General features: G+C 61.9%; 24 protein-coding genes and 4 pseudogenes. 2 read left to right on the top strand and 26 right to left on the bottom strand.

From position 1 onward, the window contains the following. Positions 1-237: 237 nt before the first annotated feature. The 4 genes from AC07UK_RS01075 to AC07UK_RS01060 all read right to left on the bottom strand — a co-directional run bounded on the left by AC07UK_RS01075 (position 238) and on the right by AC07UK_RS01060 (position 2,398). A complete protein-coding gene (locus AC07UK_RS01075) occupies positions 238-828 on the bottom strand; it encodes a hypothetical protein (protein WP_494685410.1) in 591 nt (196 codons plus the stop codon). A gap of 370 nt (positions 829-1,198) precedes the next feature. Next, positions 1,199-1,630: a DUF6691 family protein gene (locus tag AC07UK_RS01070; protein ID WP_436221844.1), complete on the bottom strand. Its 432-nt coding sequence runs from the start codon at positions 1,628-1,630 to the stop codon at positions 1,199-1,201. A 1-nt stretch (position 1,631) separates the two neighbouring features. After that, complete coding sequence (locus AC07UK_RS01065) at positions 1,632-2,066, bottom strand: YeeE/YedE family protein (RefSeq protein WP_436221843.1); 435 nt, start codon at positions 2,064-2,066, stop codon at positions 1,632-1,634. Beyond that, positions 2,060-2,398 (bottom strand): metalloregulator ArsR/SmtB family transcription factor, encoded by a 339-nt coding sequence (locus AC07UK_RS01060; protein ID WP_436221842.1) that lies wholly within the window; start codon positions 2,396-2,398, stop codon positions 2,060-2,062. The genes AC07UK_RS01065 and AC07UK_RS01060 overlap by 7 nt, the downstream gene beginning before the upstream one ends. A gap of 84 nt (positions 2,399-2,482) precedes the next feature. On the opposite strand from AC07UK_RS01060, the gene AC07UK_RS01055 reads away from it, so the two are divergent. Beyond that, complete coding sequence (locus AC07UK_RS01055) at positions 2,483-3,343, top strand: MBL fold metallo-hydrolase (protein ID WP_436221841.1); 861 nt, start codon at positions 2,483-2,485, stop codon at positions 3,341-3,343. A 91-nt stretch (positions 3,344-3,434) separates the two neighbouring features. Here the strand turns inward: AC07UK_RS01055 and AC07UK_RS01050 are convergent. From AC07UK_RS01050 to AC07UK_RS00960, 19 genes and pseudogenes are all read right to left on the bottom strand, one after another. Then, positions 3,435-3,704, bottom strand: a pseudogene (locus tag AC07UK_RS01050) (MFS transporter); the annotation flags it as partial. Positions 3,705-3,946: 242 nt separating this feature from the next. Next, a pseudogene (locus tag AC07UK_RS01045) lies at positions 3,947-4,240 on the bottom strand (integrase core domain-containing protein); the annotation flags it as partial. A 4-nt stretch (positions 4,241-4,244) separates the two neighbouring features. Next, on the bottom strand, positions 4,245-5,621 hold the full coding sequence (locus AC07UK_RS01040; protein WP_494685411.1) for an IS30 family transposase: 1,377 nt from the start codon (positions 5,619-5,621) through the stop codon (positions 4,245-4,247). A 68-nt stretch (positions 5,622-5,689) separates the two neighbouring features. Then, positions 5,690-6,588 (bottom strand): annotated as a pseudogene (locus AC07UK_RS01035) (IS3-like element ISRme13 family transposase); the annotation flags it as partial. A gap of 69 nt (positions 6,589-6,657) precedes the next feature. Further along, positions 6,658-7,455: a polyphosphate kinase 2 gene (gene ppk2, locus AC07UK_RS01030; protein ID WP_436223077.1), complete on the bottom strand. Its 798-nt coding sequence runs from the start codon at positions 7,453-7,455 to the stop codon at positions 6,658-6,660. Beyond that, positions 7,442-9,382: an ATP-dependent zinc metalloprotease FtsH gene (ftsH, locus tag AC07UK_RS01025; RefSeq protein WP_436221840.1), complete on the bottom strand. Its 1,941-nt coding sequence runs from the start codon at positions 9,380-9,382 to the stop codon at positions 7,442-7,444. Before ftsH ends, ppk2 begins: the two co-directional genes overlap by 14 nt. Before the next feature lie 144 nt (positions 9,383-9,526). Continuing rightward, positions 9,527-9,793: a DUF5676 family membrane protein gene (locus AC07UK_RS01020; protein ID WP_436221839.1), complete on the bottom strand. Its 267-nt coding sequence runs from the start codon at positions 9,791-9,793 to the stop codon at positions 9,527-9,529. Positions 9,794-9,828: 35 nt separating this feature from the next. Beyond that, entirely contained in the window at positions 9,829-10,494 is a 666-nt protein-coding gene (locus AC07UK_RS01015) for a methyltransferase family protein (protein ID WP_494685483.1), read from the bottom strand. Next, on the bottom strand, positions 10,494-10,760 hold the full coding sequence (locus tag AC07UK_RS01010) for a DUF2933 domain-containing protein (RefSeq protein ID WP_494685412.1): 267 nt from the start codon (positions 10,758-10,760) through the stop codon (positions 10,494-10,496). Before AC07UK_RS01010 ends, AC07UK_RS01015 begins: the two co-directional genes overlap by 1 nt. A 248-nt stretch (positions 10,761-11,008) precedes the next feature. Beyond that, a pseudogene (locus AC07UK_RS01005) lies at positions 11,009-11,521 on the bottom strand (methionine adenosyltransferase); the annotation flags it as partial. A gap of 190 nt (positions 11,522-11,711) precedes the next feature. Then, positions 11,712-12,728: a D-cysteine desulfhydrase gene (locus tag AC07UK_RS01000; protein WP_494685413.1), complete on the bottom strand. Its 1,017-nt coding sequence runs from the start codon at positions 12,726-12,728 to the stop codon at positions 11,712-11,714. Between the two features lie 108 nt (positions 12,729-12,836). Continuing rightward, a complete protein-coding gene (locus AC07UK_RS00995) occupies positions 12,837-13,562 on the bottom strand; it encodes an amino acid ABC transporter ATP-binding protein (RefSeq protein ID WP_494685414.1) in 726 nt (241 codons plus the stop codon). Between the two features lie 52 nt (positions 13,563-13,614). After that, entirely contained in the window at positions 13,615-14,274 is a 660-nt protein-coding gene (locus tag AC07UK_RS00990) for an amino acid ABC transporter permease (protein WP_436221835.1), read from the bottom strand. 81 nt (positions 14,275-14,355) lie between these two features. Next, positions 14,356-15,156 (bottom strand): transporter substrate-binding domain-containing protein, encoded by an 801-nt coding sequence (locus AC07UK_RS00985; RefSeq protein ID WP_494685415.1) that lies wholly within the window; start codon positions 15,154-15,156, stop codon positions 14,356-14,358. Positions 15,157-15,202: 46 nt separating this feature from the next. Then, the gene (gene metC, locus AC07UK_RS00980) at positions 15,203-16,381 is read right to left on the bottom strand and encodes a cystathionine beta-lyase (protein ID WP_494685416.1); all 1,179 of its coding nucleotides are present in this window, start codon (positions 16,379-16,381) and stop codon (positions 15,203-15,205) included. Between the two features lie 5 nt (positions 16,382-16,386). Next, positions 16,387-17,613: a pyridoxal phosphate-dependent aminotransferase gene (locus AC07UK_RS00975; protein ID WP_436221832.1), complete on the bottom strand. Its 1,227-nt coding sequence runs from the start codon at positions 17,611-17,613 to the stop codon at positions 16,387-16,389. Positions 17,614-17,680: 67 nt separating this feature from the next. Next, complete coding sequence (locus AC07UK_RS00970; RefSeq protein WP_436221831.1) at positions 17,681-17,995, bottom strand: DUF6356 family protein; 315 nt, start codon at positions 17,993-17,995, stop codon at positions 17,681-17,683. Between the two features lie 50 nt (positions 17,996-18,045). Next, a complete protein-coding gene (gene trxB, locus AC07UK_RS00965; protein ID WP_494685417.1) occupies positions 18,046-19,047 on the bottom strand; it encodes a thioredoxin-disulfide reductase in 1,002 nt (333 codons plus the stop codon). Between the two features lie 196 nt (positions 19,048-19,243). Then, positions 19,244-19,591 carry a DUF3088 domain-containing protein gene (locus AC07UK_RS00960; protein WP_436223075.1) on the bottom strand — a complete coding sequence of 116 codons (348 nt, stop codon included), beginning with the start codon at positions 19,589-19,591 and terminating at the stop codon, positions 19,244-19,246. A gap of 244 nt (positions 19,592-19,835) precedes the next feature. On the opposite strand from AC07UK_RS00960, the gene ftrA reads away from it, so the two are divergent. Continuing rightward, complete coding sequence (gene ftrA / locus AC07UK_RS00955; protein WP_436223074.1) at positions 19,836-20,846, top strand: transcriptional regulator FtrA; 1,011 nt, start codon at positions 19,836-19,838, stop codon at positions 20,844-20,846. On the opposite strand, the gene AC07UK_RS00950 is transcribed toward ftrA, so the two are convergent. From AC07UK_RS00950 to AC07UK_RS00940, 3 genes are read right to left on the bottom strand one after another with little or no spacing between them, the layout of a single operon-like run. Beyond that, positions 20,810-21,739, bottom strand: a complete 930-nt coding sequence (locus AC07UK_RS00950) for a hydroxymethylglutaryl-CoA lyase (protein WP_494685418.1) — start codon at positions 21,737-21,739, stop codon at positions 20,810-20,812. The genes ftrA and AC07UK_RS00950 overlap by 37 nt on opposite strands. A 22-nt stretch (positions 21,740-21,761) precedes the next feature. Next, the gene (locus AC07UK_RS00945) at positions 21,762-23,777 is read right to left on the bottom strand and encodes an acetyl/propionyl/methylcrotonyl-CoA carboxylase subunit alpha (protein ID WP_494685419.1); all 2,016 of its coding nucleotides are present in this window, start codon (positions 23,775-23,777) and stop codon (positions 21,762-21,764) included. An 18-nt stretch (positions 23,778-23,795) separates the two neighbouring features. After that, positions 23,796-25,403 (bottom strand): carboxyl transferase domain-containing protein, encoded by a 1,608-nt coding sequence (locus tag AC07UK_RS00940; protein WP_494685420.1) that lies wholly within the window; start codon positions 25,401-25,403, stop codon positions 23,796-23,798. Positions 25,404-25,464 lie beyond the last annotated feature (61 nt).

Here is a 25,464-nt window from a genome sequence, read left to right as displayed (position 1 = left end):
GCGATTGTAATTGCGAACGCCGCGACCGGCTTCATTCAGGACGGCAAGGCGGAAAAAAGCCACGGACCGTTTCGGCACCGGCGACGCTACGCCGAAAGCTTTGCAGACACTCACTCCATTCTGCTGCTGCAGCGGAACTGCCGTCGCAAGCGCGCACGGCCGGACGGCAAGGGGCTGGCAGGTCTGCGGTCTGACGGGATTAGTCCGCACGAGGGCCAAACCTTACGGCTAGACCCATCATCCGCCTGGCGCCATCTTTCCACCCATGCCCGGACCCATCCCCGGCCCCATGCCCGGACCCATGCCCGGACCCATGCCCGGACCCATTCCCGGGCCCATTCCCGGGCCCATGCCCGGGCCCATGCCTTGGTCGTTGGCCATCGTCTGCATCATTTCCTGCATGAACGCCATGTGACTACCCGCCATGTCTTGGCACATCTGCATTTGATTTGATGGGGCGTTTCCCTTGGCGACTCTCTTGCCAGGAGCCATACGAGCAGGGCCGCCCATTTTCATCATGTCCTTTTGCATGATGGCCATTGCATCTTGCATGACCTGATGGCGTTCAGCCAAGAGGGCCTGACGCTCCTCCGGCGTTTTGGCACGCGAAAGCCGCTCTCTGATGGCACGCAGGTGGGCAACCTGGGCGTCCAGCTTTGCATCGCTGGAAACTCCGGGAGTTACGACCGGAGCCTTATCTTGCCGCTTTTCAGGATGGTGCTGCTCATGCTCAATGCCGGTAGCCGGCGACGCCGGGAAAGCTGCTGGCGCCCACGCTAGCACGGCGGCCGCAGTGATAAGGGTAGAGAGGCGATGATTGGTGGACATGGGAGATCCTCCTATGAAAACATGATAGTTCCTAGTCCAAGGTATGCGGCGGTCAGGGATTTGAGTTGATTGGGATCAACGAAGCGATGGGTGTACCGGGTGTTCAGTCCCATCGATGTGCTGGTCTGCGCAGGAGCAATCTGCGCAGACCATTTTGCGGATGCCCTCAGCAGCAATGCTCCGGTTGCCAGGAAACGGTTGGCCAGGAGCACATCCGGGGCGGAATACCTAGAATTTGACTTTGAGGGCGGCAAGTCAGGATGAATCGTGCAAAGCGCCACTTCGCCCGTCGGCGCCAGCCCTGCGGCGGATTGTTTGTTCCTCTGCCACGCCTCTATCCAACGGCACTTCGCTGCCAGTGCTGGCGTGTTTACGCCCGTTGCATGCTTGATTTGGCGCGCTCCGCGACCTCGAACACGAGCATGCCAGCCACCATTGCTGCCACAAAGCCAATGGCCTTCGGATGGCCAGCGCCCAGGGCAACCAGCGCGGGGCCGGGGCAGAAGCCGGCCAGACCCCAGCCGGTGCCGAAGGCGGCGCTGCCCAGTACCAGCCGCAGCGTTACGGCCGTGCTCGCCGGCAGTTGCACAGGCAGCCCCAGGAAGGAGCGCTTGCGGTGTTTGGCGATGAGGAAGGCGAGCGAGCCAATGGCAATGGCACCGGCCATCACAAAAGCGAGGGACGGGTCCCAGGTTCCTGCAAGGTCAAGAAAGCCCAGCACCTTGGCCGGGTTGGCCATGCCGGAGACCATCAGGCCAATGCCGAATAGCAGGCCTGCGACGAGTGCAGTCATGGCGGTCATATCAGCCTCCAATCAGGTGCCGTTGCACGAAGACAGTCAGGAATCCCGCCACCATGAAGGTGAGGGTGGCGACCAGCGAGCGGATGGAGCCGCGCGAGATGCCACACACGCCATGGCCGCTGGTGCAGCCGCTGGCGTAGCGGGTGCCAAGGCCGACCAGGAAGCCGGCGGCCAGGATTTCGCCCCAGCTTGCCTGGATATCCGCAATGGCGGGCTTGCCGAGCAGGCTCGCAATCACAGGAGCGCCAACCAGGCCAGCGAGGAAGGTCAGGCGCCAGGCCATGTCCTTTCGAGGCAGGCTGAGCAGGCCGCCGAAGATGCCGCTGATGCCGGCAATGCGGCCGTTGAGCAGCAGCAGCACGGCGGCCGCCGCACCGATGATGAGCCCTCCGACCAGTGACAGGCCGGGCGTGAAGTTAGCGAGGTCAATCAGCATGTCGCCTCCTGATCGGGGTTGGCACAGAACTGTTCATAAAGGACCGCCATGACGGCAAGCGCCTGGGGGCTCGCCACCGAATAGAAGATGTTCTTGCCGTCACGGCGCGTCGCCACCAGGCTGTTCTCGCGCAGCACACCGAGCTGTTGAGACAGCGTCGGCTGCCGGATGCCGAGCTGCTCCTCCAGCTCACCGACAGACAGCTCGCCTTGGGACAGGCGGCACATCAGCAGCAGGCGGTCCGGATTGGCAAGCACCTTGAGCAGGGTACAGGCCTGCGCCGCAGCAGCTTGCATGCTGGCGAGGTCGATGGCGGGCTGGGGCTGGTCCATAGGTCGTTTACATTTTGCTTGTTAATATTATATTGAAAAATAGAATGTTTGTGAATAGAATGTACTGCATCCAAGGAGGCGAGCATGCACCCGACTATCCAGCCGTTCTTCGACCCTGCGACCTGGACTGTGACGTACGTGGTCTTTCAGGTGGGGCGCCCCGAGTGCGCCATCATCGACTCGGTGCTGGACTACGACCCCAAGGCGGGTCGGACATCGACGGCAAGTGCTGATAAGGTTGTTGCGTTTGTGCGCGCGCATGGACTGAGAGTCGAGTGGATTCTCGAGACGCACGCGCATGCCGACCACCTGTCTGCCGCGCAGTACCTGAAGCGACACCTGGGTGGCCAGATAGCAATAGGCCAGAACATCCGCAACGTACAGGGGGTCTTCAAGACGCTCTTTAACCTGGAGCCTGAGTTCGGGCTCGACGGGTCGCAGTTCGACCACCTGTTTGACGACGGAGCGACGTTTGCCATCGGCGGCCTGACCGGCAGGGCGATTCATGTGCCAGGGCATACACCCGCCGACATGGCTTACCAGATTGGGGACGCGGTCTTTGTCGGCGATACGCTGTTCATGCCGGACGTCGGCACGGCTCGCTGCGATTTTCCGGGCGGCGACGCGCACGAGTTGTATCGCTCCATCCGCAAGCTGCTGGACCTGCCGAGCAATACACGGCTCTTTATGTGTCACGACTATCCGCCCGAGGGGCGCGGGCCTGCATGGGAAACGACGGTGCGCGCTCAGCGCGAAGGCAATATCCACGTGCATGACGGCGTGAGCGAGGGACAGTTCGTGGCCATGCGCCGGGCGCGCGATGCGACGCTGGCGATGCCCACGCTGCTTCTGCCGTCGGTGCAAGTCAATATACGAGCCGGGGAGTTGCCACCGCCCGATGCGAATGGCGTTCGCTATCTAAAAATCCCTCTGGACGTCATCTGAGGCAGGTTGTTTTCAATTGTTGTCTTGTATCAGCGTGCCAAGCGGTCCAGACCCAGCAGTGCCGAACAGCGGCCAGTGCGTTAAGAGGAAATTAGCGTGCCGGGTTGAGACGCGGATGCGTCTCCTCTCCCCAGTGATGCAGTACGAGGCCAGACAGTCCCATCGCGATGGCGACGAACCGGAATGCACTCTCGGCGCGGCCACCGAGCGCTGCAGCTGCGCCCAGGCAGAGCGCGCCGATGCCATACCCGAGGTCGCGCCAGAAGCGGTAGATGCCAATGGCGGACGCCCGCCAACTGGGGTGTGCGATGTCGGCTACCGCAGCGCTCAGATTGGGGTACAACATCGCCATGCCCAGCCCGGTCGGGCTTGTTACGGCTTCGTCATACTTCACCGTAGTGCTGCCAGCGACCCAATTAGCCTCCGCCCTAACGACGCCGGGTAGTCTGGCGAGGCGCTTCTCCACCGCGCGAGTGCTCAGAACGGACAGCAGGCCTCCAACTTCAATGATGCTGGTCTTCATCTCATCCATCCTCGCAGGTCACAAGTTCGTGCTGCGCTACTGACCTTGCCCCTGTTCCACGAATCCCATAACCGAGGGAATTAGGCAGCCCGGTGTTGCTGAGCTGCGGACCAGTTTTTCTCGAACGTCATGGGGCTGACGTAGCCCAGCGTCGAGTGGAGTCGGCTGGCATTATAAAAGCCAAGCCAGTCAATTACCTCGTCCATTGCGGCGCGGCGGGTAGCGAACTGGCGACCGTGCAGGCGAGCGACCTTCAACGACCCCCACAGACTCTCAGTCGGCGCGTTGTCCCAGCAATCGCCCCTGCGGCTCATTGACGAGCGCATGCCATACGCCTTCAGAGCGTCTTGAAACAGATGGCTGCAATACTGGGCGGATTCAACCGGTCGTCGCAACACTAGATTGTTGAACAGATTTTAGATATTCGTCCAGAGCTTCGGCAGGTGTCTTCCAACCAAGCGCTTTCCGGGGCCTGGTATTCAGGGCATTGGCAACGGCCTGGATCTCTCGAGCGCTCCAACGGGTTAGGTCTGTGCCCTTGGGAAAGTATTGTCGCAGAAGGCCGTTCGTATTCTCGTTCGTGCCGCGCTGCCATGGACTGTGCGGATCGGCGAAGAATACCTTTACCCCGGACTCGACGGTGAAGCGCGCGTGATCGGATAGTTCCTTGCCACGATCCCAAGTCAATGACCGCCACAACTGGGCAGGCATGTTGGTCACGGTCTTCTTGAGCGCATTGGCCATCGTGACAGCTCCGTAGCCAGCCAGCGCGGGGCCGTTCTTCGTCCGGGGAGTCAGCCCATAGCCTTTCTCCCGAGGCAGGTGTACGAGCATGGTGAAACGGCTTGATCTCTCCACCAGCGTCCCAATAGCAGATCGGTTCAGGCCGATGATCAGGTCACCCTCCCAATGCCCTGGCACAGCACGATCCTGCGCTTCTGCAGGCCGGCTAGATATCATCACATCCTCGCTAACGTGCGCCCAGGCCGTGGCTTGTGCCCTGGCCCTCGGTACGCGCAACGCCCGCCCAGTGCGCAGACAACTGACCAGCTCGCGCTTCAGAGCACCGCGGCCCTGGATATAGAGCGCTTGGTAAATGGCTTCGTGAGATATGCGCATGGATTCGTCATCCGGGAAGTCGATCTGCAGCCGGTTGGAAATCTGTTCGGGCGACCACCCATTAACCCATTTGCGGTCACCGCGATGCGGTTTGTTTCTTCCTTTGAATGGCGCTTGCCGAGGCCCAGAAATCTCGCGGCCATCAGCGTCGCGAATCTTGCCCTCCAAACGGTCTTGCACGTAGCGACCCAGCCGTGGGTTACTCACCAGTTTCGACGGTTTGGGTCTTTTGGCAACCAGCTCCGCCTTCCACTGCGCAACCGAAGCCCGATACACAAGCTGACCGCCACGAGTTGCAGCGTTACGTGTCAGTTCCCGCGAGACCGTTGACGGGCTGCGTCCGATACGGCGAGCGATCTCGCGTACTCCGACGCCTTGAAGCGAAAGTAGCCCAATCTCTTCTCGCTCCGCGAACGACAAGTACCTACCAGATATGGGGTTCGACATGAAAAGTGGCATGCCGCCACGATAGCGGAACCAGCGCGCGCCCACCGCTTGAGATACGCCAACCGCCTCTGCTGCTCTCTCGCTCGTGATACCGGTGGCGATCTGCTCCCAAAATAGACGCTCGATCTCACGCCGATGCGACGGCGCACCTGGCGAGCGCATCGCTCCTCGCCCTGTCAACTTCTGCATCCAACCTGCTGGTCGTCCCATAAACACCTCCTCGATTAAAGGTGTTGCGACGACCGGTTGAATCCGCCCTGGCTTCCCCGGTCGGTGTGCACAATCACACCGGCTTCCGGGCGGCGCCGGAACCAGGCCATGCGCAGCGCGTCCGTGACCAATTCGGCCTTCATGTGTGGTTGCATCGACCAGCCAACCACCTGCCGGCTGAACAGGTCGATGATGACCACCAGGTAGAGCCAGCCTTCGGCGGTCGCCACATAGGTTATGTCGCTCGTCCAGACTTGATTGGGTGCTGCTGGGCTAAAGTCGCGTTGCAGCAGATTGGGGGCCACCGGCAAATCGTGGTTCGAGTTGGTTGTCGCGATGTACTTGCGCTTGTGGCGGGCACGGATGCCGTGCAGCGCCATCAGCTTGCGAACACGCTCCTTGCCCACCCGCACCCCACGCGCCAGCAGTTCCTTCCACATGCGCGGCCAGCCGTACTCCCCCTTGACCCCGGCGTGAATCGCCCTGATGTGGGCCAACAAGGCATCGTCACTGAGTCGGCCTCTATCTGGCCTGTCGGTGCTTACTGTGCGTTGCTTGCGCTGGTGATAGCCGCTGGGGCTGACCCCTAACAGCTCACACAGGACCGAGACCGGCCAGTAACGTCGGTTTCGCTCGATGAACGCATACCTCACACCGACTCCTTCGCAAAGTATGCTGCGGCTTTTTTTAAAATATCGCGCTCCATCTTCAAGCGCGCCACCTCCGCCCGAAGCCGGGCCAGCTCCATCTGCTCCGGGCTGACCGGCTTCATACCCGCACCAGTCAGCTTGCCTTCCCGCTCCGCCTTGACCCAGTTATGCAGCGTCTGCGCTCTGATGCCCAGGGTCGCGCTAACCACTGCCATGCTCTGCCCGCTCTTCACCAGCCGTACCGCTTCCAGCTTGAATTCCAGCGTGTACTGCGCCCGCTTTGTCTTGCTTGTCATCACATCTCTCCTTGCTTCAGTTTAACCTCAGCAAGGGATTCGTTTTGCGGGGGCAAGCTCACTACCGTCTCACTTCGAAATCGCCCCGCTCAGAAGATGTTCCTCTGCATAAGGAAACACAACTTCCGGATTAGGGCGAATCAGCTCAGCGTCCTTGTGCGCATAGTGAAGGCGGGTCAGTAGATCCTTGATGACGCTGAGGCGTGCGACATGCTTGTCGTCGGCGCGCACGACGTTCCATGGCACGATGTCGCTGGTTCGAGCAAACATCTCGTTCCGTGCCTTACTGTATTTCTTCCAAAGCGATACCGCTTGTTCGTCAATGGGGCTGACTTTCCACTGTTTTAGCGGATCCCGGCGGCGCTCTTCGATGCGCTTCTTCTGTTCGGCCTTGCTGATGTCAAGGTAGTACTTGATAAGACGAATTCCGGAACGCACGAGCATCCGTTCGAACTCTGGGACACTTGCCATGAACTCCTCATGCTCGTCCTTGGTGCAGAAGCCCATCACATGTTCCACACCAGCCCGGTTGTACCAACTGCGATTGAAAAGGGTGAACTCGCCGGCCGCAGGCAGCTCGGCCGCATAGCGGCGGAAGTACCAGGAGCCTCGGTCACGGTCGGATGGCTTCCCCAGTGCGACGACGCGCGTTTCACGCGGACTGAGGTGTTCGACAATGCGCTTGATGGTCCCATCCTTCCCAGACGCATCCCTTCCCTCAAAAATCACCAGAATCCGGTCGCTGCAGGAAATGAAGTGCTTCTGTAGTTTGACCAGCTCGATTTGAAGCAGGTGGAGATTCTCCTCATAGCTGTCATGGGAGATGGCGCTTACCTCGGATGGAGCCGTCTTGCTACTTGCCTTCATTTTCATGGTTCACCTTCCTTGAGTCGGGCGCATCGGGCGGGAAAGGGTGGGGCTTGCCGGGTGAAAGCGGGGTAACTTTTTCGGAGAGCAACAGCTCCAGCGAAGGTCGGTCTACGACCTCCTGTTCGAGCAGTAGCTTTGCCAGCGCGTCTAGCTTGTGCCGGTTTGCCAGCAACGTTTGCTTCACCCGCTGACTGGCGTCGCCCAGAATCGTCCGCACTTCTGTATCAATGATTTGCGCAGTACTCTCGCTGTACTCTTTGCGTTGCCGAGGCATCAGTCCTGGCCCGGTAAAGAGCGGGTTCGGCATGTCCTCGTAAGCAGCAAGTCCAAGCTGCTCGCTCATGCCGAACTGCGTAATCATCTGGCGAGCCATGTCTGTTGCGCGTTGCAGGTCATTTTGCGCACCGGTCGAAACGTCTGCGTAGACAATCTGTTCGGCAATGCGACCTCCAAGCAATACATCAAGCCGGTCGAGCAGTTCGCTTTGCTTCAGGAGATAGCGGTCCTCTGTCGGGGTCTGCTGCGTGTACCCCAATGCTGCGACGCCTCTGGGAATGATGGAGATCTTGGAAACTCGGTCAGCATGTGGCCGCAATTCCGCCACGATGGCATGACCCGCCTCGTGGTAGGCGATGGTTTCCTTCTCCTGCTGATTCATCACGCGGCTCTTCTTCTCCAAGCCGCCTACGATGCGGTCCAGCGCCTCGTCAAAGTCTGGCATCTCTACCGCATCCTTGCCCTTGCGAGCCGCCAGCAGTGCGGCCTCGTTGACAAGGTTGGCGAGGTCGGCGCCCGCGAATCCGGGGGTGCGTCCGGCCAGCTTGGTCAGGTCGACGGTCGGGGCAAGAACGACATTTTTGACGTGTACCTTGAGAATCTGCTCGCGCCCTTTCAGGTCAGGGCGGTCCAGGGCGATATGGCGGTCGAAGCGGCCGGGGCGCAGTAGCGCTGGGTCCAGGATCTCGGGCCGGTTGGTGGCCGCCATAATGATGACCCCTTTGTTGGTGTCGAACCCGTCCATCTCAACCAACAACTGGTTCAGGGTCTGTTCGCGCTCGTCGTTGCCGGCTACGGCGTTGAGCGCGCGCGTCTTACCCAGCGCGTCCAGTTCGTCGATGAAGATGATGCAGGGCGCCTTGGTCTCGGCCTGGTCGAACAGGTCGCGCACCCGCGCCGCCCCCACGCCAACAAACATCTCAACGAACTCCGAGCCGCTCATGGTGAAGAACGGCACGCCGGCTTCCCCGGCTACTGCCTTTGCCAACAATGTCTTGCCGGTGCCAGGAGCCCCCAGGAGCAGTACGCCCTTGGGAATCTTGCCACCCAGACGCCGATAGCGCTGCGGGTCCTTCAGGAAGTTGACGATTTCGGCTAACTCCTCCTTTGCCTCATCGATGCCGGCGACGTCGGCAAACGTCACCCCCGTTTCTTTCTGCATGTAGACCTTTGCCTTGCTCTTGCCTATTTCCATCATCCCGCCGGCGGCGCTGCCCACCCGCTTGATGAGGAAGCTCCAGACGGCAAAGAAGAGCATTGCAGGAACAATCCACGACAGCAGCGTGCCAATCCACTTGCTGTCGGCCTGACCGACGAAGCGCACCTTGGCAGCTTCGAGGTCCTGGACCAGATTGGGGTCGTTGACTCGAAGCGTGGAGAAGGGGTGGTCTCCCTTTCCCTGGCGCAATATTTCTTCGACCTGTTGCTTGGGGAGCAGCGTCTCAATGCCAGTGGTGCTGAGCTTGCCGGTGATGGCTCCTTCTCCAAGCGTGATGTCCTTGAGCTTGCCGGCCTTGAGCAGGACCTTGAAGTCGCTGTACGGTAGCGTCTCGACATGGGACGAGAACAGGACGCTCTGAAGAATGAGCATCGCCGAGACTGCCAGGACCACATACCATAGGGAAAACTGCTGCTGACGCGGTTCCATAGAAACCTTTTAATCTTTCGGGTAAGCCAGGAAAATTCGACTGCCACCGCTATTCGAAGCCGGCCGCCGGTCTGGACAACACGAGCTCCCAAAGAGCTGTGGCGCTAAGCCTTGAAGTCATATCGGTAGGCGCCATTCTTGGTGTCAGGTCTCTCCCCGAAGGCTGTTGTATAACCATGCAAAGAAAGCTCCGGCAGCAAAGAACCACACTGCAAAAACGAAGGCCGGGTAGATGACCGACCACCAGGATATCGGTTCGCCCGTCTGAAGGCGCCGGAAATCGAGCCCGTGAAAGAGCGCGTTCATGAAATTCATGAAGGGCTCAGGAAGAACCATCCAGACGAGCGTGCATAGAACGTAGAACAGCACGACCGTGGCGGATAGAGTCACACCAGTCTTGAAGGGCTTCATGGCAGCCTCCAGGTGCAAGGAAGATACGGTTGAATTCAATGAGGATGCGTCCGCGGAACATCTCGGCCTGAGATGTGAGGAATGAATGCTGGCGTCTTTTGGCGATATTCCTCATAGGCCTGCCCGAACTCGGCCAGTGCGTCCTGCTCCTCTGCCTTGGCCAGCCGAACGTACATCCAGACCAAGATGGGGAACATCACCAGAGTGGCTATCGTCGGCCATTGCAGCAGGAAGCCGAACATAATCAGGACGAAAGCGACATACTGAGGATGCCTCATGCGCGCATAGAGACCAGTGGTCGCGAGGCGGTGCTGCCGCTGGGCCACATACAGAATGCGCCAGGCGGAAGACAGCATGATGAAGCCGCCAAAAATTAGAATATTGCTGGCGATGTGAAATGGCCCCAGGTGCGGGTTGCCGCTCCAACCGAAAATCATCTCGGGAAGATGACCGGCATCATGCGAGAGGAAGTCGATTCCCGGGAACTTCGCCGAAAGCCACGGCAGCAGGAGATAGATAGTCAGGGGGATGCCATACATCTCTGTAAAGAGCGCCACAATAAACGCGGAGAACGCGCCAAACGAGCGCCAGTCGCGCTGGGTCTTCGGCTTGGTGAAGCTGAAGGCGAAGATGATGAAGACAGCGGAGTTGATAATGACCAGCGACCAGAGGCCGTAGCTGGATGGTGTTTCGGGTTGCATCATCGCTCTCCTTTTGTGTTCGTGTCCTTTGTGGCGTCATCCGGTCCGTGACCGTGACCGTGACCGTGTCCACCGTGCATGAAGATGTGCATCAGGGGGCAGGCGGCCAGCAGAAGTAATGGCAGGAATTGAATGACGTGTGCCCGGTGTTCAGTCCATAGGAAGTAGGCAATCACCAGCAGAAAGCCAATCATGACCAGCTTGGACCTGGCCACGGCGCGCAGTGCGTCTCCAGGCCGCTCGTGACTGTTGTGGTCGTAGTTCATGTTTTCCTCCTATAAGGGGAAGACGGTATCGCCTGGCAGCAGCCGTGGTGCCGATGATGCCGGTGTAGCTGCCGCGAGTAGCATTGCAAGGGCAGCGCAAATCCATGCCACCGCGTGTTTCAGGCCCGTGGCGGCCGTTGGAACTGCCCGGGCGCCGGTGGCGCCGTAATTTCCCCCTTAGGGGTAATGGACCTGGTCGGCATTCCATCCTCTCCTTGGGGCGATTAGGAGAACCTGCAGCGCATAAACTACATTTTCATTTTGGGCGACCATTCGATTTGCTCTTTGATTTCAATCAAGCGTTCATGGGCGTTCATGGGCGCTCGCACTGGGTGCCGGTTCGGGATTGAATGTCGAACGCCACATGACGCACGTTCACGAACGTGCTGCTCCTGGGCGCTCGAGAGGCCGCGCTCGGCCACGACATCGATGGCAACCAGTCGGGGCTGGTCGATGGGGCGTCCAATTCCGGAGAGAAGCCGGACGATGACTTCATCCGCGTCATCCACGCTTGCCTGAATAGGAGTGGCTAACCGGTGGGCGAGCACGTTGCAGAGCTTGCCGACATGGGACGCCGGGTTCTTGCCCGCTGCGGCCTCCAGCGACATTGGCCGATAGGGGGTAATCAGCCCATTGACACGGTTTCAGCGGCCGACCTGGCCTTCATCACCATGCTCAGCGCTCAAGCCAGTGACCGTCAGGTAAATCCCGCTTTCGTCGCAGGCATCCCGGCTAGCGAGGGTATTGATTGCCATCTCACACTCCAATCACAGCCAATCCTATTACCCACGCGGGTTCAGACGGCTTGTTGATGATAGAGTGGGAGTGACGTGTAATTCGCTTTTAATCGAGAATACAGGGCGCCCTCGAGGCGCCTTGTCTTTTGGCTCCGCGTTTCGCGTAGCCGCGGCGGGGCTGGGCGATGGTGTCAACTCCCCCTCCGTTCCCGCTTTAGTTCCTCGGGCCTGTGTTGATTGCATTGCGATACGCAAACAACGCCGGCGCACCACCGGTATGCAGGAACAACACCGGGCCATCCGAAGCAAAACGCCCGCGCGCGACGCCATCGAGCAAACCAGCCATCGCCTTTCCCGTATAGACGGGATCGAGCAACACACCTTCGGTACCTGCCAGGATGCGGATGGCCTCCAGCCCCGCCTGGTTGGGTTCACCATAGCGAGGTGCGAAGTATTCGTCCCACAGCTCGATCTTCAGCCCTGCCGGCACCTCGACATCGAGCAGCGCAGCAGTCCCTTCGATCAGCCCGGCCACCTTCGGAACTTGCGCTGCGACGCTGCGCGACACGGTAACGCCGACGACCGGTGTATCCGGCATCGCGTGTGCGAGCGCCAACGCAAGCCCGCCGTGGGTTCCGGCACTGCCGGACGCCAGCACGACCGCCGAGAACGCAAGAGCCATCGCCTCGGCTTGCTGCGCCAGCTCCAGGCCGGCACGTACATACCCCAATGCCCCCAGCGGATTGGACCCGCCGATCGGGATGACATACGGCTTGTGCCCCTCGCCACGCAGTCGTTCCGCAAGGGCTTGCAACTGTGCGTCGGCGTTGTCGAGACTGGTAACCGGCTCGGCCTGTGCGTCGAACAAATCGAGCAGCAGGCGGTTGCCGCTGCGCAGGTAGTCGCCGTCTGCCGTGCCGGTCGGGTTTTCCAGCAACGCGCTGCAGCGTAGCCCAAGACGGGCCGCCAGCGCGGCCGTCTGCCGGACATGATTCGACTGTACGGCTCCGGCCGTTACCAGCGTATCGGCGCCCTGGCGCAAGGCGTCAGCCGCCAGGAACTCAAGCTTGCGCAGCTTGTTTCCGCCAAACGCAAGTGGCGTGGTGTCATCCCGCTTGACGTAGATATCGCGCCCGAGCATCCCGGACAGGCGATCCAGCTTTTGCAGGGGCGTGGCCGCGCCGACAAGATCGAGGCGGGAGAAAGCGGCAAGGCGATCCGAGATCTTCATGATTTCGATTTTTGGGGGAGGTAGACCAGGACGGGGCGGCGAAGGGCGTTGTCAGCGGGGACCTTGATCGCCCTCGGCTTCCCCCGCCTTCGTGCAAGCTGGTGTGAGTCAGTGCAGGATCTTTGCGAGGAATTCCTTCGCACGGGCCGACTTCGGGTCGCCGAAGAAGGCTTCCTTGCCGGCATCTTCGACGATGGCGCCGCCATCCATGAAAATTACGCGGCTGGCGACCTTCTTCGCGAACCCCATTTCATGGGTGACGCAGATCATCGTCATGCCCTCGCGTGCCAGTTCGATCATGACGTCCAGCACCTCATTGATCATTTCGGGATCGAGCGCTGATGTCGGTTCGTCGAACAGCATGGCGATCGGATCCATCGACAGCGCGCGTGCAATGGCAACGCGCTGTTGCTGCCCGCCCGAAAGCTGCCCGGGGTATTTCCGCGCATGCGCTTTCAGGCCGACGCGCTCGAGCAGCCGCATGCCGTTCTCCTGAGCTTCCTCTTTGCGGCGTTTCAACACTTTGACCTGCGCCAGGGACAGGTTGTCGAGAATGGACAGATGCGGGAACAGCTCAAAATGCTGAAACACCATGCCAACCCGCGCACGCAACTGGGCGAGCTTGATCTTCGGATCGCCGACCATCACCCCGTCCACACTGATCCGGCCCTGCTGAAACGGCTCAAGGCCGTTGACCGTTTTGATCAGCGTGGATTTTCCTGATCCGGAAGGGCCGCAGATGACCACGACCTCGCCTTTTTCTACCTGGGTGCTGCACGCATCAAGCACCTTGAACTGACCATACCACTTCGATACGCCTTCGAGCGCGATCATCGTTTTGTCTCCTGCTTGCAGATTGCTTTCTTCGGGTTTCCGACCCGTTGGATCAACGCGTCACAGGCAGTGTCAGACGCGCCTCGAGGCGACGCTGTGCCCATGACAATCCGGTGCTGAACAGCCAGTAGATCGCTGCTACCGACAGATACAAGGGAAGCGGCTGGAACGTTGATGCGATGATTTCCTGGGACGACCTGAGCAACTCGGTCACGGTGATGACTGACACCAGCGACGTATCCTTGATCAGGCTGATGAGCGTGTTGCCGAGGCTTGGCACGGCCAGCCGCAAGGCCTGCGGGCAGACGATGTAACGCAGCGTCTGCAGATGGCTCAGCCCGAGGCTGTGCGCGGCGCTCCATTGCCCTCTGCCGATACCGAGAATCGCGCCGCGCATGCTTTCCGACAGGTAAGCGCCGGCATTGGCCGTGAGGGTAAGAATGCCGGCGCTGGTGGGGTCCAGGGAAATGCCGAGGTCTGGCAGGCCATAGTAGACGACGAACATCTGCACCAGCAGCGGCGTGCCGCGCATGACGCTGACATAGGTGCGGGCAATGCCGCCGAGGATTGGGCTGGTGCTGATACCCATGATGGCGACCACGATCCCGACCAGCAGGCCGAACACCATCGACGCCAGGGCAAATTTCGCGGTGATCACCGCTCCGTGCAGGAGTACAGGCGATGCATGAATAACTAGATCAAGAGATTCCATGATTCGATCCGTAGAAGTGGCCGCGTGGCCGGCCAGGCCGATGCCTGCAGCGATGGCAGGAGCCGGCCGGCGTGGCAGCGATTACTGGGCGACGGCTCTGCTGGCGTCGGTACCCAACCACTGGATGGACAGCTTGCGCAACGTGCCATCCTGCTGCAACGCGTTCAGTGCGTCGTCAATGGCCTTGGCAAACTTGGGATTGCCCTTGCGGAAAGGGATGCCCATCTCAAGCTTCGTGCCGGCGAGTAGCGCGCCGGTGCGTAGCGGCATCTTGGAGTTCTTGATCAGGTATGGCAGCATCAGGCGGTCATTGAGGGCGGCATCGATGCGCCCGGCCGCCAGGTCACGCAGGTTTTCCGACGTACCCGGATAGGTCTGCACCAGGATACCCGGCACGGATTTCGCCAGTTCGGCATAGTTGCTGCCCAGCGTGACGCCGACGGATTTTCCCTTCAGCTCTTCAAGCGAATTGAACTCGCGCTTGTCATTGTTGCGCTGAAGTACCTGGACCGCGGAATAGACGTATGGCTGGGTAAAATCCAGAGCCTGGCGGCGCGCCGGCGTGATGCCCACCTGGTTGACGATGACGTCGAACTTGCCGGCTTGCAGGCCGGCAATGATGCCACTCCACTCGGTGGTGATGAACTGGACCTTGAGCCCCATCTTGTCGGCCACGGCTTTGGCTACGGCCACGTCAAAGCCGTCGAGCTGACCGTCGCCATTGCGATAGCCAAAGGGTGGGTAAGTGCCCTCCATGCCGACTTTCAGGACACCGCTGACTTTGACCGAATCCAGCAGATCTTCAGCGTGCACGGCGGGCGCCGTGAGATTCAGGAGGGTCGCGATGCACGCGCTTTGCAACTGCAACTTCAGGGATTTCATGTCTTGTCTCCAATGTAGGAATAGGTATTTTTTTTGAAGGGCAACGCTACTGCACGGCAAGTCCGCGGAACGCGGCTTCCAGATCGGCGATCAAATCTTCCTTGGCCTCAAGGCCCACGTGCAATCGAAATGCCTGGCCGGCATGCGGCCAGGCGGCTGCGGGGCGCTCCTCCCTGGGATCGAAGGGCATTACCAGACTCTCGAATCCGCCCCAGGAAAACCCCAGGCGGAACAGCTTCAGGTCGTCGATGAAGGCGCGGAACGCCTCACGCCCATATCCGGGCTTGAGTACGACGCTGAACAATCCTGAAGCCCCCGTGAAATCCCGGCGCCAGAGTGCGTGGCCCGGCGCACCAGGGAGCCCGGGGTGCAACACCTGGGCCACCTCCGGGCGGCCCGCGAGCCAATCGGCAATGGCCAGTCCGCTACGCTGATGCCGCTCAAGGCGCACGGCCATCGTGCGCAAGCCCCGCTGCGCGAGATAGACGTCGTCCGGGCCCGCGTGCTGGCCAGTGGCGAAGACATAGTCGCGCACGGTGTTCCATGACTCACGGTTGGTCGTGATCACACCCATCAAGGCGTCCGAATGCCCAACGATGTATTTCGTCCCCGCATGCACGGAGACGTCCACGCCGTGCTCGAATGGCTTGAAGAACAAGGGCGTGGCCCACGTGTTGTCGATGACGACGACCGCGCCATGCCGGTGTGCGACCTTCGCAATGGCTGGAATGTCCTGCATTTCGAACGTCTGCGAACCCGGTGACTCGGCGAACACGAGCGCCGTGGTCGGACGGAACAAGGCCGCGATGTCGGACCCAAGCGTGGGGTCGTAGAACGTCGCTGACACGTTGCAGCGGGCCAGTACCGTTTCGACGTAGTGGCGCGTCGGGCCATAGACACTGTCGCTCACCAGGATGTGATCGCCGGCTTTGACGAATGCCATGATGGCGCTCGTACACGCCGCCAGGCCGGACGACACCAACAGCGAACGGTGCCCGCCTTCGAGCTGCGCCAGGGCGTTCTGCAACGCGAAGGTGGTCGGCGTGCCTTTGCGGCCGTACCACATGACATCCGTGTCGGCGCCCGACATGGCGCGCCCGCGCGCTTCCATGTCGTCGAGATTGCGAAACGTCACGGTCGACGCATGGAAAACCGGCGGATTGACGACGCCGCCGAAATCGTCTGGATCGATCACGCCGTGCGAGAGATAGGTATCGGGAGACATCCGGATTACCCTCGCCTGGCGCTGTTGACCATGTCGCCCAGGCGCTCCAGTCCCATGCGGAGATTGGGCTCGGGCGGGCCGAAAGAAAAGCGCACCCAGCTTGCGTCGATGTATTCGGTCGCGCGCTGCTTGCCCGGATTGACGTCGAAGAACCTGCCGGGCACGGTCATGACCTTGCGCTTGAGACCCTCCGTAAAGAAGGTGTCCGCGGTGTTCAGCGGCGCGGGCAGCCGATGCACCCGGCCCCAGAGATAGAACGTGCCGTTGCCAGGGCATGGGATCTCGACACCCATGTCGGTCAGCGCGTCCAGCATGATGCGGCGCTTCCTGGCGAACATCTGCCGCAATGCGGACGTTTCCTGATCCGCACGATCGCTTTGCAGTGCTTGCACGGCAAGCCGTTGCACGATCGTCGGCGGGCCGCCGTCGATGGCGCTTGCGGCACGGCTGATCATGTCGATCACCTCGGTCGGCCCCACCACCCAGCCCACGCGCAGGCCGGGGTAACGGTGATTCTTCGTCAAGCCGTCGACGATGACGACCGGGTCCCTTTCCACGTCCTCGACGAACTCGGCGGCGGACACCGGCTTGTCCGCGGGGGCATGGCCATCTTCGAACACGAAGTGAGAATAGAACTCGTCGAGCAGCATCCAGCAGTCCGTGTTGCGCGCCGCCGCCACATACTGTGCCAGTGCTTCACCACGTACCACGGCGCCGGTGGGGTTGTTGGGATTGCTCCACAGCAGCGCGTCCAACTGTTCCCTTGCGATCAGTCCCTCAAGCGCCTGCGCCGGGATGGCAAAGCCGTCTTCGGGCCCCACGGGCAGCGTGACCGGCGTGAAGCGATGGCGATGGTAAGCGATCAGATCTTCGTAGGCGGTGTAGTCGGGCACGACGTGGCCCAGGCGAATTTCGCCCAGGGTGGCGAGCAGGCGCGACAGCGCAAGCCGCCCGCCGGACGCAATCGCGACATTGTCCCTCGTGTACTGCGATGCCTTGCCGCGACGATAGCGACGGTTGTAGTCGTCCGCGACCGCCTGACGCAGCGCATCGATGCCGCCGACCGGCCCGTAGGCGCAATCGGCCACGTCGAACTGCAGTGAAGCCAGCCGTTCCGGCGCGCCTGCCATGGGCCCGATTTCAGGCTGCCCCTGGCCGAGGTTGCACCAGTCGGGATGACCGTTGCGGAAGCCGAGCTTGACGGCTTCGTGAACGACGTGAATCACGCCCATATACGGAACCGGGCGTAGCAGGGAAGACGCTAGTGAGCTTGTCATGTTGTTGTCGAAGGGGGCTTGTTTATCGGTGACGCGACGCCACGCGGTTGCGATGGGTGACCATGCGCTCATGCAGCCGCGAGATCGTATTGCTGCCTGTGGCGACGAAGAGAAAAGGCAGCATGCCGTGCACGAGCGCCGCCATCGATGCGAACAGCATCGACGCGCCAAATGAAAACGACGACAACATATGCTGCAGATAGCTCTCGCCGACCGATGCCGGGTGCTCTTGGAAGAGCCGGAATATTGTTCTCATGGTGGGGGCGTAATCCGGTATCGCGCATCGTCCGATCCTGGATTGGAAAGCCGGCTTCGCGCTGTTTGTGAGAGAAATCATAGTGTTCGATTCCCGCAAAAGGCTTCCAAAAAGCACCCACCATCTCGCTTCTAATTAGAAGAATTTTCTACTGGGATGGTGCGATGTAGAAACTCAGGCTCCGGCGTACTTTCCAGATATCGCTGCGCGTCGAGCGCGGCCATGCAGCCCGTGCCGGCGCTGGTGATCGCCTGCCGATAGATGTGGTCCTGCACGTCGCCTGCCGCGAACACGCCCGGCACACTCGTGCCCGTGGCGTTGCCCGAGAGGCCGCCGTTGGTGACGATGTAGCCATTCTTCATCTCGAGCTGGCCCTTGAAGAGATCGGTGTTCGGCTTGTGGCCGATGGCGATGAAGACGCCTTGCAGTGCGAGTTCGGTGGTCTCGCCGGTTTGCGCATGCCTGATGCGCAGGCCGGTCACGCCGGCCCCGTCGCCATTCACTTGGTCGAGCACGTGGTTCCATTTGATCTCGACAACACCTTGCTTCGCCTTCTCGAGCAGACGGTCGACAAGAATCGGCTCGGCGCGGAACTTGTCGCGGCGGTGGATCACCGTGACCTTTTTCGCGATGCCAGCCAGATACAGCGCTTCCTCGACCGCCGTATTGCCGCCGCCAACCACGGCTACGTGCTGCTGCTGGTAGAAGAAGCCGTCGCAGGTCGCGCAGGCGGACACGCCGCGGCCCATGAAGGATTCCTCGGACAGCAGGCCGAGATACTGTGCGGACGCGCCTGTCGCGATGATCAGCGCGTCGCAGGTGTACTCGCCGGATTCGCCGATCAGGCGAATCGGCTTGCCGTCGAGCTTTGCCGTGTGGATGTGGTCGAACACGATCTCGGTGTTGAAGCGCTCCGCGTGGTCGAGAAAGCGCTGCATCAGCTCTGGACCCTGCACCCCCGTTGCATCCGCTGGCCAGTTTTCGACATCGGTCGTGGTCATCAGCTGGCCGCCTTGCGCCAGGCCCGTGACGAGCACCGGCGACAAGTTGGCGCGCGCTGCATAGACGGCGGCGGTATAGCCGGCAGGGCCGGAACCGAGAATCAGGACCTTGGCGTGCTTGGGCGAAGACATTGGAGAATCCATAGCTTATTCAAGAGACTTCAGGCGATTGCCTGAAGCGATTACTGAGCAGGTTCGAAGTCGAGGCCAGCCACGCATGGGCACCGCCAAAGTTGCGGCAGACGATGCCGCCAATCGCAATGGTCGCGATCGGCGCGCCGGGGCTGCATGGAAGGCCTCTTCACGCATGAGCCGGGTTGGCCTGTAGTCAGGAGGCGGGATGCGCCACACCGTACTGCGACGACAGGTATCGACGGATATGGTCGGGCGAATCGATAAAACGCGTCTGGCCGCTTACGTGAATCGCTACACCGTCATCGACCGGCGCGCGCCCGGCGCCGAGCACCAGGACGGGGGCGGACTGGTTCGCCTCGCCGATCAGTTCGACAATTGCCATGCGAGGGCGGGGCGCATCGATGTATTCGACATCCACTTCATTGCGCAACTGCGGGAAGAAGCCGAGCAGGCCTTCAACGGCAACGGAATCTCCACAATAGAACGGACCTTCCGAGCCTGAAAAAAAGCCGGGGCGAAGCATGAATAGTTTGTCTTTCACTTTCACTCTCTCTGCGGGTTGAAATTGCTGGCGGACGCGCGTCGCTTGCCGTATCGCGAACCACCGACCACAGGATATGCAGTGCAAATAGACCCCACCAGTGGCACGAACGACAATTTGCGTAAGGATCGTGCCAACTTGATGCGAGTGGCGGCGAGCAGGATCGCAGCACACGCAACAGACATGGGGGAGGGTCTTGCTAGACGCAGAGCAGATGGGGCAGAATCAATCGCTGGTGGCATCAATGCCAGCTTCCGTCCATATCGTGCCAAAGACCAAATCACAGTCGTCTGTCAATGCAGGACTGGTTGCCGTCGTCGTGTATGACGGCCTGAGCCTCTTTGAATATGGCTGCGCCGTTGAAGTGTTCGGTCTGCCAAGGCCTGAAATGGGCGACAGCTGGTATCGCTTCACGACCTGTTCCGCCGAATCGGGGAGGTTGCGCGGTTCGGGTGGGATCCAGGTACAGGCTGACGGTGGCCTCGAACTCCTGGCCAAGGCGAAGACCATCATCATTCCGGGGTGGCGCGGTATCGAAGCGGACGTCCCGCCGGAACTTTGCCGCGCGTTGAGGAAGGCGAACAAACGCGGGGCGCGCGTCATGTCGATCTGCACGGGCGCCTTTGTCCTGGCGGCAGCGGGGCTGCTCGACGGAAAGCGTGCGACTACGCACTGGCGCCATGCCGCAGCACTCGCGGCGCGATATCCGGACGTCCACGTGGAAGCGGACGTGCTCTACGTCGATGCCGGCGATGTCCTCACGTCCGCCGGCAGTGCGGCGGGAATCGACTTGTGCCTCCACCTGATTCGCCGGGACCTTGGCCCGCGCGCAGCCAATCAGGTCGCACGCCGACTGGTCATGCCACCCCACCGCGAAGGCGGGCAGGCCCAGTATATCGACGAGCCGGTCTCAAAGCGTAGCGGCTCTTCGCTGGCACCCTTGGTGGACGCGGTGCGTGCAACACTGGACGAGGGCTGGTCGATTGTCAGAATGGCAAAGCAAACGGCGATGAGTGCCCGAACCTTTCAGCGGCACTTTGTCAGTACGATGGGGATGCCGCCAGGGGAATGGCTGCTTACCGAGCGCCTGGGCCGGGCCAGGACGTTGCTCGAGGAGACCGATTTATCCGTGGATGAAATCGCGGTGCAAGTCGGCTTTGGTGCAGCAGCCACGTTGCGCAATCATTTCCGGACTCGGCTTGGAACCAGCCCGGGTTACTACAGGCGACGGTTCAGCGCATCCGAGGCACACTGATTACCCACGGGGCTTTGGACGACGCTTCCTGCGCCACGGTTGCCGACGGCCCTGGAAATGAACTCCCCGATCTGCGCTACCTTGCCGGCATCGATCCCGGTTTCGACGCCCAGGCTCTGCATCATCCGGAGAAGCGCTTCGGTGGCGACATTTCCGGTGGCGCCCTTGGCATAAGGGCAACCGCCAAGCCCGGCCACGGACGAATGGAAGATGCGAATGCCCACCTCAAGGCTGGCCCGGACATTGGAGAGGGCGTGGCCATAGGTGTCGTGGAAGTGTCCCGACAGCCGCTCTAATGGAAACTCCGTCGAAGCCGCTCGCATGACTTCCTGAACCTTGTCATGTGTACCCACGCCGATCGTATCGGCAATATCGATCTCGTCGCAGCCCAGCTCGCGCATGCGCCGCACCAGATCAACAACCGCTCCGACCGGCACGTCCCCTTGATAGGGACAGCCCAGCGAGCAAGACACGCTGGCACGCAGGCGTATGCCTCTCTCCTTCGCTGCAGCCGCGACAGGCTCAAAGCGGGCCATCGACTCGGCGATCGAGCAATTGATGTTCTTCTGCGAGAACGCTTCACTGGCAGCGCCGAAGATGACGACCTCATCGGCGCCGGCAGCCAGTGCCGCGTCCAGGCCCTTCATATTGGGGGTGAGTGCCGAGTAAAGCGTGCCAGGGCGCCGTCTGATACGCGCCATCACTTCCGCGCCGTCGGCCATCTGGGGTACCCACTTCGGCGACACAAATGATGCTGCCTCGATATTGGTGAAGCCTGCCTCGGTCAGCTGGTCGATCAATGCGACCTTGATCTCGGTCGGCACTAACGCCTTCTCGTTCTGGAGGCCATCGCGTGGGCCGACTTCCACGATCTTGACTTTGTCTGGTTGCATTGCCGGAAATCTCCCCACGATATCAGGCTTCAAACGCCAGGAGCTGCGACCCTTCAGCCACTTGCTCGCCAACCCCATAGAGCACTTCACTGACCACCCCATCCACCGGCGCGCTGATGGTGTGCTCCATCTTCATTGCCTCCATCACCAGCAGCGGGGCCCCGCGCGTCACGATGCTGCCCGCCTCGACCATCACGGCAATGACCTTGCCGGGCATCGGCGCGGTCAGCTTGCCGTCTTCGCTTTCAGCCTCGCCAGCGTGCGCCAGTGGGTCGAGCCAGGTCAGGCTTACGTGACGACCGGCATGGAAGGCATGAAACACCTCGCCGTCGGCATGCACTTGGCCGTGCGCGTGGCGCGTACCGAGGTCGACGCGGATCTCATCTCCCTGGCAGTTGCAGGCGAAGGACACAACCTGGTTTGCGTAGAGCAGCGTGCTGCCGCGTGCATCGGTGTTCAGCGTGACGTCGAGCACCTGCTCGCCATAGCCGAAGCGCAGCGTGCGCGACAGGCCGCCGTTCAGCCGCCACGCGCCGCCATGGGTCCACGGCGAATGCTGGTCGGCGGCGTCGACGCGGCGCTCGCGCGTCTCGCGGTCGAGCAGCGCGGCCACCGCCAGCGCAATGACTTCCAGGCCGACCGGCGCGGCGGGCGGGAACAGCGTGGCTTCGTTGCGCTCGATCAGCCCGGTATCGAGATCGGCCGTGCGGAACGCCTGCGACGACACCAGCCGCTGCAGGAAGGCCACGTTGGTCGACAGCCCCACCACGTGATACGACGCCAGCGCCTGGCGCATGCGCGCCAGCGCCTCGTCGCGGTCCTTGCCCCAGACGATCAGCTTGGCGATCATCGGGTCGTAGAACGGGCTGATGGTGTCGCCCTCGCGCACGCCGGCATCGATACGGATACCCGCCGGGCCGTGCGCATCCTCACCGCGCATGAACTGCACCGCCGGCGGCGTGCGCAGGTAGCGCAGCGTGCCGGTGGACGGCAGGAACTGCTTGTCGGGGTTCTCGGCGTAGATACGCGCTTCCAGCGCATGGCCGTCGATGCGCAGTTGCTCCTGCGTGAGCGGCAGCGGCTCGCCGGCGGCGACGCGCAGCTGCCATTCGACCAGGTCCTGCCCGGTGATCATTTCGGTGACGGGGTGCTCCACCTGCAGGCGCGTGTTCATCTCCATGAAGTAGAACGAACCGTCCTGGTTGGCGATGAACTCGACCGTGCCGGCGCCGACATAGCCGACCGCCTTGGCCGCGGCCACCGCCGCTTCGCCCATGGCGCGGCGGCGCGCCTCGGTCATGCCCGGCGCGGGGGCTTCTTCCAGCACCTTCTGGTGGCGGCGCTGCACCGAGCAGTCGCGCTCGAACAGGTAGATGCAGTTGCCGTGGGTATCGGCAAACACCTGGATCTCGATATGGCGCGGGCGGGTCAGGTACTTCTCCACCAGCACCTTGTCATCGCCAAAGCTGGCCGACGCCTCGCGCTTGACGGAGGTCAGCGCGGCCATGAAGCCGTCGCCCGACTCGACCACGCGCATGCCCTTGCCGCCGCCGCCGGCGCTGGCCTTGAGCAGCACCGGGTAGCCGATGCGGTCGGCCTCGTGGCGCAGCAGCACCGGATCCTGGTCCTCGCCGTGGTAGCCCGGCACCAGCGGCACCGCGGCCTTCTCCATCAATTGCTTGGCCGCGCTCTTGCTGCCCATCGCGTGGATGGCAGACGCCGGCGGGCCGATGAAGACCAGCCCCGCCGCGGCGCAGGCCCCGGCAAACGCCTCGTTCTCGGACAGGAAGCCGTAGCCCGGGTGGATGGCCTGGGCACCGGTCTCCTTCGCCATCTCGATGATGTGGTCCGCGCGCAGGTAGCTGTCGCGCGCAGCCGCGCCGCCGATATGCACGGCCTCGTCGCAGAAGGCGACGTGGCGTGCGTCGGCGTCGGCGTCCGAGTACACAGCAACGGTGCGGATGCCGAGCCGGCGGCAGGTGGCGGCGACGCGGCAGGCGATTTCACCGCGGTTGGCGATCAGGATCTTGTTGAACATCGGTCTTCCTTGTCGTGATTACATGCGGAACACGCCGAACTTCATGTTCTCGATCGGCGCATTCAGGCTCGCGGACAGTCCCAGGCCCAGCACGGTGCGGGTCTGCGCGGGATCGATCACGCCGTCGTCCCACAGGCGCGCACTGGCGTAGTACGGATGGCCCTGGTGCTCGTACTGGTCGCGGATCGGCTGCTTGAACGCCTCTTCCTCTTGCGCGCTCCACTTGCCGCCCTTGCCCTCGATGCCGTCGCGGCGCACCGTCGCCAGCACGCTCGCAGCCTGTTCGCCGCCCATCACCGAGATGCGCGCATTCGGCCACATCCACAGGAAGCGCGGCGAATACGCGCGCCCGCACATGCCGTAGTTGCCGGCGCCAAACGAGCCGCCGATGATCACGGTGAACTTGGGCACCTGCGCGGTGGCCACGGCGGTCACCATCTTGGCGCCGTTGCGGGCAATGCCTTCGTTCTCGTACTTGCGGCCCACCATGAAGCCGGTGATGTTCTGAAGGAACACCAGCGGGATCTTGCGCTGGCAGCACAGCTCGATAAAGTGCGCGCCCTTGAGGGCCGACTCGGAGAACAGGATGCCGTTGTTGGCGATGATGCCGACCGGGTAGCCCCAGATGCGCGCGAACCCGCACACCAGCGTGGTGCCGTAGCGCGCCTTGAACTCGTCGAACTCGGAGCCGTCGACCAGGCGCGCGATCACCTCGCGCACGTCATAGGGCTTGCGCGTGTCGGTGGGGATCACGCCGTACAGCTCTTGCACCGGGTACAGCGGCTCGACCGGCTCGTGCAGGCGGATCTGGTCCGGCTTGCGGCGGTTCAGGTGCTGCACGATATTGCGCGCCAGCGACAGTGCGTGATGGTCGTTCTGCGCAAAGTAGTCGGCCACGCCCGACAGGCGCGTATGCACGTCGGCGCCGCCCAGGTCCTCGGCGCTGACCTCCTCGCCGGTGGCGGCCTTCACCAGCGGCGGGCCGCCCAGGAAGATGGTGCCCTGGTTCTTGACGATGATGGACTCGTCGCTCATCGCGGGCACGTAGGCGCCGCCGGCGGTGCACGATCCCATCACCACCGCGATCTGCGGGATGCCCTGCTTGGACAGGTTGGCCTGGTTGTAGAAGATGCGGCCGAAGTGGTCGCGGTCGGGGAACACGTCGTCCTGGTTGGGCAGGTTGGCGCCACCGGAATCCACCAGGTAGATGCACGGCAGGTTGTTCTCCTCGGCGATCTCCTGCGCGCGCACATGCTTCTTGACCGTCATCGGGTAGTAGGTGCCGCCCTTGACGGTGGCGTCATTGCAGACGATCACGCACTCCTGCCCGGCCACGCGGCCGATGCCGGTGATGATGCCGGCGCCCGGCGCGGCATCGTCGTACATGTCGTAGGCCGCGAGCTGCGACAATTCCAGGAACGGCGTGCCCGGATCGAGCAGTTGCTGTACGCGGTCGCGCGGCAGCAGCTTGCCGCGCGACAGGTGCTTGTCGCGCGCGTCCTTGCCGCCGCCTTCGGCCAGCTTCGCGATCCTGGCCTCCAGGTCGGCTACCAGGGCCTGCATGGCTTCGGCGTTGGCCTTGAAGGACTCGGAGCGGGCGTTCAGTTTGGTTTCGATGATTGGCATATCGTGCTTCTGGGTGTGCCGCGAGATGGTGCTGTCGGTCGGCAGATGGCGAAGGTAGGCG

The sequence above is a fragment of the Cupriavidus sp. GW821-FHT07C08 genome (assembly GCF_059419025.1).
The sequence above is the reverse complement of the archived record's forward strand: the minus strand, read 5'-3'. Positions and strand labels throughout refer to the sequence as shown.

Bases quoted from the DNA above. Each gene is read 5' to 3' on its own strand.
- AC07UK_RS01075 (WP_494685410.1), bottom strand. From the start codon at position 828: ATGTCCACCAATCATCGCCTCTCTACCCTTATCACTGCGGCCGCCGTG.
- AC07UK_RS01070 (WP_436221844.1), bottom strand. From the start codon at position 1,630: ATGACCGCCATGACTGCACTCGTCGCAGGCCTGCTATTCGGCATTGGC.
- AC07UK_RS01065 (WP_436221843.1), bottom strand. From the start codon at position 2,066: ATGCTGATTGACCTCGCTAACTTCACGCCCGGCCTGTCACTGGTCGGA.
- AC07UK_RS01060 (WP_436221842.1), bottom strand. From the start codon at position 2,398: ATGGACCAGCCCCAGCCCGCCATCGACCTCGCCAGCATGCAAGCTGCT.
- AC07UK_RS01055 (WP_436221841.1), top strand. From the start codon at position 2,483: ATGCACCCGACTATCCAGCCGTTCTTCGACCCTGCGACCTGGACTGTG.
- AC07UK_RS01040 (WP_494685411.1), bottom strand. From the start codon at position 5,621: ATGCAGAAGTTGACAGGGCGAGGAGCGATGCGCTCGCCAGGTGCGCCG.
- ppk2 (WP_436223077.1), bottom strand. From the start codon at position 7,455: ATGAAGGCAAGTAGCAAGACGGCTCCATCCGAGGTAAGCGCCATCTCC.
- ftsH (WP_436221840.1), bottom strand. From the start codon at position 9,382: ATGGAACCGCGTCAGCAGCAGTTTTCCCTATGGTATGTGGTCCTGGCA.
- AC07UK_RS01020 (WP_436221839.1), bottom strand. From the start codon at position 9,793: ATGAAGCCCTTCAAGACTGGTGTGACTCTATCCGCCACGGTCGTGCTG.
- AC07UK_RS01015 (WP_494685483.1), bottom strand. From the start codon at position 10,494: ATGCAACCCGAAACACCATCCAGCTACGGCCTCTGGTCGCTGGTCATT.
- AC07UK_RS01010 (WP_494685412.1), bottom strand. From the start codon at position 10,760: ATGAACTACGACCACAACAGTCACGAGCGGCCTGGAGACGCACTGCGC.
- AC07UK_RS01000 (WP_494685413.1), bottom strand. From the start codon at position 12,728: ATGAAGATCTCGGATCGCCTTGCCGCTTTCTCCCGCCTCGATCTTGTC.
- AC07UK_RS00995 (WP_494685414.1), bottom strand. From the start codon at position 13,562: ATGATCGCGCTCGAAGGCGTATCGAAGTGGTATGGTCAGTTCAAGGTG.
- AC07UK_RS00990 (WP_436221835.1), bottom strand. From the start codon at position 14,274: ATGGAATCTCTTGATCTAGTTATTCATGCATCGCCTGTACTCCTGCAC.
- AC07UK_RS00985 (WP_494685415.1), bottom strand. From the start codon at position 15,156: ATGAAATCCCTGAAGTTGCAGTTGCAAAGCGCGTGCATCGCGACCCTC.
- metC (WP_494685416.1), bottom strand. From the start codon at position 16,381: ATGTCTCCCGATACCTATCTCTCGCACGGCGTGATCGATCCAGACGAT.
- AC07UK_RS00975 (WP_436221832.1), bottom strand. From the start codon at position 17,613: ATGGGCGTGATTCACGTCGTTCACGAAGCCGTCAAGCTCGGCTTCCGC.
- AC07UK_RS00970 (WP_436221831.1), bottom strand. From the start codon at position 17,995: ATGATTTCTCTCACAAACAGCGCGAAGCCGGCTTTCCAATCCAGGATC.
- trxB (WP_494685417.1), bottom strand. From the start codon at position 19,047: ATGTCTTCGCCCAAGCACGCCAAGGTCCTGATTCTCGGTTCCGGCCCT.
- ftrA (WP_436223074.1), top strand. From the start codon at position 19,836: ATGCCAGCTTCCGTCCATATCGTGCCAAAGACCAAATCACAGTCGTCT.
- AC07UK_RS00950 (WP_494685418.1), bottom strand. From the start codon at position 21,739: ATGCAACCAGACAAAGTCAAGATCGTGGAAGTCGGCCCACGCGATGGC.
- AC07UK_RS00945 (WP_494685419.1), bottom strand. From the start codon at position 23,777: ATGTTCAACAAGATCCTGATCGCCAACCGCGGTGAAATCGCCTGCCGC.
- AC07UK_RS00940 (WP_494685420.1), bottom strand. From the start codon at position 25,403: ATGCCAATCATCGAAACCAAACTGAACGCCCGCTCCGAGTCCTTCAAG.